This window comes from Fulvivirga sp., assembly GCF_040220315.1.
Lineage (GTDB): Bacteria > Bacteroidota > Bacteroidia > Cytophagales > Cyclobacteriaceae > Fulvivirga.
This window is the reverse complement of sequence record NZ_JAVJUY010000260.1, coordinates 1-7346: the sequence shown is the minus strand read 5'-3', so window position 1 is coordinate 7346 and position 7346 is coordinate 1. Positions and strand designations below refer to the sequence as shown.

Genomic DNA, 7346 nt, shown 5'->3' with positions numbered 1-7346 from the left:
TACCTACAAATGAGATTGATAAATCCATTCTTCCATTAGATACAGCAAAAGAAGTATCAAAGGATGAAAATGTGATAAAAGAGAAAATGAGCGAATCTCCAATTCAAAAACTGGAAGAGCAATCAACCCCTAACAAAGAAGAAGTATTACAAAAAAAGGTTCACATTGCATCAGAAAATGAAATAGCAGAAAGCATTCAAAAAGAAGAAGTTGTGAAACCTGCACCAACAGAAGTACTAGATACAGAATATATTTATGAAAATGCAAAACCTTTAAATGGCACTTCAGAATTATATCGGTATTTTGAAGAAAGTCTTCAATACCCCGAGGCGGCAATGGCTGATTCTATCCAAGGTGAAGTAAATATTATTTTTACAATCACAAAAAAAGGCGAAGTACGAAATGTTGTAGTTGATAAATCACTTGGTGAGTTGTTCGATCAGGAAGCCATTCGGTTAATAGAAAATATGCCTCCATGGGTACCAGCCATGGTCAATGGTGACTCGGTTGATAGTCGTGTGAGTGTTCCAATTTATTTCAGAATAAAAAACGAGTAATGATGGCTTTAAAGAAATTAATGCCAATACTTCTTGTTTTGGCCGGGATAAATTCGTCTTTCTCTCAATCGAGTAGATCAAATTTTGAGTCTTGTTCGACAAGTCCACTTCAACCTTCTGATAAAGAAAAATTGGCCAAAGACTTTGTGAAGTGGCAATCAAAGGCAAATAGACAGGCCGATGCTAAATACATTATACCTGTTGTCTTTCATTTAGTAGAGCAGAACCCAACGATTTCTGATGAGGAAGTTCAATCAATTTTTTCAGAAATAAATGATGCCTATGCACATCGGGGCTCATTCACTGGTGTTGATGGCGTAGATACACAAATTGAATTTTGTCTGGCGCAACGTTCACCTGATGGAGCTTTGACTTCTGGGATCAACAGAATTAACTCTGATTACGAGAGGTTTGATATGGACCTTGAGAATGCTAAAATGAAGACGTTGGGTCAGTGGGATCCGCGCTACTACCTCAATATATGGATTGTAGAAGAAGTAAGATCTGAAATTTACAGTGAGTATACGGGTAGCGAATGGTGGACGAGGCTTAAAGGTGGTGGTTTTTCCTCTTTACCGACTCAAGAAGTAACTAAAGATTTTATCACGGATGGCATTGTGCTTACGTCAATAAGTGCTCAGGGTGTAGCACATGAGGGTGGACACTATTTTGGGTTGTTGCATACGTTCGCTGGCGGTTGTAAAAACGATAACTGTTTTGCAGATGGCGACATGGTCTGTGATACGCCACCAGATGATAGTGTTTTTAATTCATGTGAAGACAACAGTTGTTCAACTGATACCCTTTCTAATTACAGCAATAATAATTTTTTTGAAGACAGGCTTGATATGGGTACCAATTTTATGGATTATGGGAATGGAGGCTGTTCTTCAGAGTTTTCTGCAGGTCAGACAGAAAGAATGCATTTTCATAAAGAAAGCTACAGGCCGCTCTTAAATGGACAGTTTTGCAATGCTCCATGTGATGTTAATCTTTCCCTTTCATTTAACCAGAGCATTATGCGGCCTCTACCTAATCAGGATGTGACATTCAATAGCACTAGTGAAAATGTAGACACTTTTAACTGGCATGTCGAATATTTGGGTAACAAATCATCAAACTACTCTATTGCTATGGAGGTGGGGTATCAGCCGTCTTCTGGAGTGATCAATACATCACCGAGCCTTTCTCATTCATTTCCTGCTGAAGGCAAATACAGAGTTTATTTAAAAGCCTGGAATAGCTCTAACCCGGACTGTTTTGTCTCCTATTCTAAAATAGTAAAAGTAACCTGTGGGGTTGATGCCAGGTACTCGCCAGACATTCGATTTATTGCTGCTAAAAATCCCCGGGCGAGGTTTTTAGAACCTGTCGTTTTTACAAATTATTCTGTCGGTGCAACATCGTATGAGTGGACTATTACCCATAAGAATCCTATTCCAGGCAACCCGAATTTGCCCGTTTTTACCTCCAATGATGTTCATTTAACATACTTCTTTCCTGAACCTGGAGAATACAATATAAGCTTGAAGGCAATGAATGGTGCTTGTGTAGATGTGGCTAATACATTTACATTACAAGTAGAAGACCCCACCATTGATGGGTCACCAATAATTGAAAGTACTGAATGTTACAAAGTTGATAGTCTTCTGGTAGAGCTTACTATTGAAAATTTAGGATATGACACAATCAATGTTGGTACCCCTATTGCCTTTTACAATGCAGATCCATTGGGTAGCAATTCGCAGTTAATTCAATCATTTGAATTGCCTGAAATAGTTTACGGTTTTGAAAGCACCGATTACAGTTTTGTTATAAGTAATCAGCTATTGTCCGATGATTTGTATGTGGTATTTAATGATGATGGGTTGAGTGGCACGCCAGTCACTTTTCCGACAAACGATTTAAACATTATGAGCTTTAACACAGAATATCCTACCAGTGGATATGCTGAATTAAATTATCAAAATAATATCGGATATATTAAAATTGAGGTTGATCAAGTCTTTTTTAGTGACATCTACGCATGTGAAGGAGATGAACTTGATTTGGATGCTGGTTTGTCAGGTTTGGGAAACATCATTTACAATTCACAGCTTTTAGGTGAGTTTTCTGAAGATACAATAACATATGTGGCATTAGCAGATGATGTTATTAATGTTACCTGGCAAAATGAATATGAGTGTAAGTTTCAAGATGCTTTTGAGGTTATTATTAGTGAACCGAGACTAGTTTTTTCAGATACCTTGGTACGAATCAATCGAGGAGAAAGTGTACGCCTCATGGCGTCAGGAGCAGTTACTTACAATTGGTCTCCTCCTATATGGTTAGATGATCCAACTAGTTCTTCACCCTTAGCCACACCAGCAGAACCAATCATTTATACATTAGAAGCTGCAGATAGTATTGGTTGTGAAATGACAGGCAACGTAGAAATTGAGATTGTAAGCACTGCTCATATCCCTAATCTATTTACGCCCAATGAAGATAACAGTAATGATTTCCTCCGGCTGTTGGGATTAATGGGTGTGGAAGATATCGATTTCAGAGTTTTTAATAGAGTTGGCAGTTTGGTATTTGAAAGTAACGATGTTGATAAACTAAGCACAGAAGGCTGGGACGGAACATGGAAAGGCAAAATTCAGCCAAACGGAATTTATTACTGGACGGTACAGGGAAAATATACAAACGGACTGCCAATATTATTGAATGGGAAAGATAGGGGAACTATACATCTGGTGAGATAGCATATGAGACAATATGAGATCGTCTTCCTTTTTTTATATTTATTTGCGACTGTTGACACCCATGCGCAATACTTTCAGTATTCACAATACAATTATTCAAGTCAAAGAGTAAACCCGGGAGCTATTTCGCTTTCAGATTATGCGACTGCATCATTCGTTTATCGTTCGCAAAAAAGTGCTTCGGATATAGCCTTAAATAGTGCCTTCTTTGAGGCTAAATACCCTTTTATCAAAAGAAACGGAGGTGATCGCTGGTCGTCCATTGGCCTCTCGCTTATGAATGATAAAATAGGTTTAGGTGGGCTATTTCATTCTCAGGAAATAGGGGTGTCGTATGCCCTGAATTTTAAGTCCGGTGATAACAGTACCATAAGTTTTGGTAATAGAGTTAATTATAGTACCAGAAATGTGAATACATCGAATTTGGTAACAGAGAACCAATTTATTCTTGATTTCGGTTTCGATCCATCTTTACCTTCTGGCGAAAATTTAGGTGCATATAACACCAATGTTATTTCATTTAGCTCTGGAGTGGTAATGGAGAGTATTGATCGAGATGAAAATCGTAAAATGCATATTGGATTATCTGCGTTTAATATAAATCAACCGGATGAAAGTTTTCTTGGAAGTAGAAGTCCATTACCAATTACTACCATTATAGAAGCCGGGTATCGTATCTATGAAAATCAGATGGTCAGCTTATATCCCGAAATGCTTTACACGTTAACGGCTGGTACTGCTTCACTAAATGCTGGGTTGGTGACGCATTTTAAGCTTGACAGGTACGATTCTAGATTGTCTGGACAGAGTATTCAATTGCATACAAAATACTTATCCAATCAGGGTGCTATGATAGGTGTTCAATGGCATAGAGGTCCATTATCCATCGGCTCAAGCTTTGATATTCCATTAAATAATAGGTTAGCCAATAGAGGTGCATTTGAAATTGGTTTTCAATTTGGTAAGTTGATTCAAACCAAATACAAGGCAAGAAAAGTAAGACGTAAAAGATTGCGTAGGAACAAAACCTCTAACGATAGATCAAATGACGGTAGTAGAACCGATGCAAGAGATTCAAATAAAGGGAATATTACTGAACTTGAAGATCAACTTAAGAATGAAGAAGAAGTTAATCAAGATCAAGCAAGTATAGTTGATAACGTGAAAACATTTAATAAAACTGATAGTGGTCAATTATCAGATGATTCTGTAAAACTGGAAAGTGAAGTTGACTTTGGTGACTTGAAGCATATTCAACCTGAAAAGCCCGTTTTTGTCAACTTTAGTTTCGAATTAAATGAAGCGGAATTAGATGATGCAGATAAATCACGATTGAATGATTTGATCATTACATTAAAATCTAATGAAACGTACAGTGTAGAGATCATTGGTCATACAGATGATATTGGCTCGAGTGAGTACAATCTCAAATTGTCTAAAGATAGAGCAAAGGCAATTGCAAGATATCTAATGTCTCAAGGCATAGAAAGAAGTAGAATGAAAGTGGAGGGCTATGGCGAAGAAAAACCTCTAAAGCCAAATACCTCAGATGAAAACAGAGCCTACAATAGACGCGTGGAGTTTATCCTACATAAGTCTAAAACCCAAATAAATGATCATTAAGAATTTTTAGGCTGGCAATAAATACGAGTACTGCTGTTGTTCTTTTTACCGTTCCATGAGAAAATTTCTGTACAGCCAGCCTGGAACCAATTTGTCCGCCAAGCAATACTGCCACGAGTAAAGGCCATGACCATTCAAGGTCAAGGTAGGGTGGGTGCTGCATCCATTGGCCAACGAGTCCGGCTATGGAATTAACCAAAATAAAAAAGCTGGCCATAGCAGCTACGCGTTTGGGTTTACTCCAGTTAATTAAGTTGAGTACTGGTGAAAGAAATATTCCACCACCAATGCCAACCATTCCGGATATCAAACCAATAACACCGCCTATTCCAACTCCGGTAGTGGTTTTTCGTGTTATGTCTGAATCTGAGTTTTCTGTTGTTTTATAAGGTTTTATCCAAAGTAAAATGGAGGCGATTAATAATGTAAATCCAAGAAGTATGAAAATAAACTCAGCAGAAAGCGGAAGATATCCACCCAAAAAAGCCATGGGCACGCTGGCAATGATTATTGGAAGTGTTCGTCTCACATTAAGGTATCCTTCCTGATAAAAAATGTATGTTCCACTCGATACTACAATGACATTGCACATTAAAGCGGTGGAGCGCAAGACAAAGAGATCAATTCCGGCCAAAACCAACAGGGCCAAATATGATGAACCTCCTCCAAAGCCAACGGAGGAATAGAAAATAGCAATAAGAAAGAAAAAGACAACCAGTAAAAGTGTATTATCCATTAGCCTCCAATTATCGACATTGATTCATAATTGTTTTCATAACGTTTGCTCTCTGCTTCAAATCCATCAGCATATTTTTTATTTATATGACTTTGAATTGCTCGCAATACCTCTTGATCGTCACGGGTTTCACGCAGCAAATCCCTCAGACTTATTCCTGATTGATCGTACAAACAGTTTCTCAGCTCACCTTTTGACGTAATTCTTATCCTGTTGCAATCATTGCAAAAGGTTCTGGAGTAAGCAGCGATAATGCCAATATCGCCTTTAGAACCTGGTATTTTGAATTTCATGGAAGTACTACCTGGTTTTTCAGTTAGCCTTTCAATATTTGGATATACAGAATCAAGTCGCTCTTGTATTTCTGAATAAGTGATCACTTCATGTTTAACTTCAGAACCATTAAAAGGCATTTCTTCAATGTATCTAATGGAAATTGGTAGTGTCTTTGAAAGGTTGGCCATCGGAATAATATCACCTTCATTAATTCCTTTCATCACAACCATATTTACTTTAGTGGGAATTCCAGAATCAATTGATGCATGCAGGTTGTTCCAAACTACTTCAAACTCATTTCTTCGCGTAATTTCATAAAATCTAGTACTATCTATTGTATCAAGGCTTACATTGATGGAGTCAATGCCAATTGAAGCTAAATCCTGCATAAAAGGAGCTATCAAAACTGCATTAGTGGTAACATGCACTTCTTCAATCCCTACAATTTGCTTAAGCGATCGCAAGCAATGAACCAAATCTTTTCTGGCAAAAGGCTCACCCCCGGTTATTCTAATTTTTGTAACACCATTATCTGCCAAAATTTTAGCTAAGCGAATAATCTCCTCGTACGACAGTAAATCCTTTCTTGGTGCATAATTGATTCCTTCAGCAGGCATGCAATAAAAGCATCGCAAATTGCAACGATCTGTCACACTGATGCGAGCATACGTGATTTGCCTATCAAATTTATCAACTAGCATATAACTAAGTTAGTCAATTGGTTGGTTAAAAAAATGCTAGAATTGATACGAACGACTATATTTAAAACATGAAATTAAATGTGCTACTGTTTGGTGTCACCAAAGAAATTATAGGTGAGAGTCCTCAACAAATTGAAATTCAGGGAGAAACGGTTCGAGATTTACGTACACATTTACTGTCGAACTACGAAAAACTGAAAGGGCTCAACTCATTGATGATTGCTGTAAATAATGAATATGCAGAAGATAATCTGAAAATTAATGAGTCTGATGAAATTGCTCTTATACCACCGGTGAGTGGAGGCTGATGATACGAATTACAGAAGATACACTTGATATTAATGCAATAACTAATGAAGTTATTGATCCGACATGTGGTGGAATTGACGTGTTTGTCGGTACAGTAAGAAACCACACAAAAGGCAAAGAAGTGACCCATCTGTTCTTTGAAACTTATGAGTCGATGGCTATTTCTGAAATGAAGAAAATAGCAGAAGGAATACAGAAAAAGTGGCCTGTTAAGAAGATTTCGATTCATCATAGAGTTGGTAGGGTAGAGATTGGTGAAGTAGTTGTAGTAATTGCAGTTTCATCCCCACATAGAAAAGAAGCCTTTGAAGCTTGTCAATATGCCATTGATACACTCAAGAAAACAGTGCCTATTTGGAAGAAAGAGTTTTTAGAAGACGGTGAGGTGTGGGTTTCA

7 protein-coding genes are annotated in these 7346 nt (G+C 37.6%); 5 read left to right on the top strand and 2 right to left on the bottom strand.

Features of this window, described 5'->3' with window-relative positions; genetic code table 11:
* The 3 genes from RLO81_RS12635 to RLO81_RS12625 form a co-directional block, all read left to right on the top strand.
* On the top strand, positions 1–557 hold a 557-nt coding region (locus tag RLO81_RS12635; protein ID WP_350112050.1), incomplete at its 5' end, for an energy transducer TonB.
* Positions 557–3304, top strand: a complete 2748-nt coding sequence (locus RLO81_RS12630) for a T9SS type B sorting domain-containing protein (RefSeq protein WP_350112048.1) — start codon at positions 557–559, stop codon at positions 3302–3304. The genes RLO81_RS12635 and RLO81_RS12630, both read left to right, overlap by 1 nt.
* Before the next feature lie 3 nt (positions 3305–3307).
* A complete protein-coding gene (locus RLO81_RS12625) occupies positions 3308–4927 on the top strand; it encodes a PorP/SprF family type IX secretion system membrane protein (protein WP_350112046.1) in 1620 nt (539 codons plus the stop codon).
* Here the strand turns inward: RLO81_RS12625 and RLO81_RS12620 are convergent.
* Complete coding sequence (locus tag RLO81_RS12620) at positions 4902–5663, bottom strand: sulfite exporter TauE/SafE family protein (protein ID WP_350112044.1); 762 nt, start codon at positions 5661–5663, stop codon at positions 4902–4904. The two genes, RLO81_RS12625 and RLO81_RS12620, sit on opposite strands and share 26 nt — an antisense overlap.
* On the bottom strand, positions 5663–6640 hold the full coding sequence (moaA, locus tag RLO81_RS12615; RefSeq protein WP_350112042.1) for a GTP 3',8-cyclase MoaA: 978 nt from the start codon (positions 6638–6640) through the stop codon (positions 5663–5665). The genes RLO81_RS12620 and moaA overlap by 1 nt, the downstream gene beginning before the upstream one ends.
* 68 nt (positions 6641–6708) lie before the next feature.
* On the opposite strand from moaA, the gene moaD reads away from it, so the two are divergent.
* The gene (gene moaD, locus RLO81_RS12610; protein ID WP_350112040.1) at positions 6709–6948 is read left to right on the top strand and encodes a molybdopterin converting factor subunit 1; all 240 of its coding nucleotides are present in this window, start codon (positions 6709–6711) and stop codon (positions 6946–6948) included.
* Positions 6948–7346: molybdenum cofactor biosynthesis protein MoaE (locus RLO81_RS12605; RefSeq protein ID WP_350112038.1), on the top strand; the 399-nt coding region annotated here is incomplete at its 3' end. The genes moaD and RLO81_RS12605, both read left to right, overlap by 1 nt.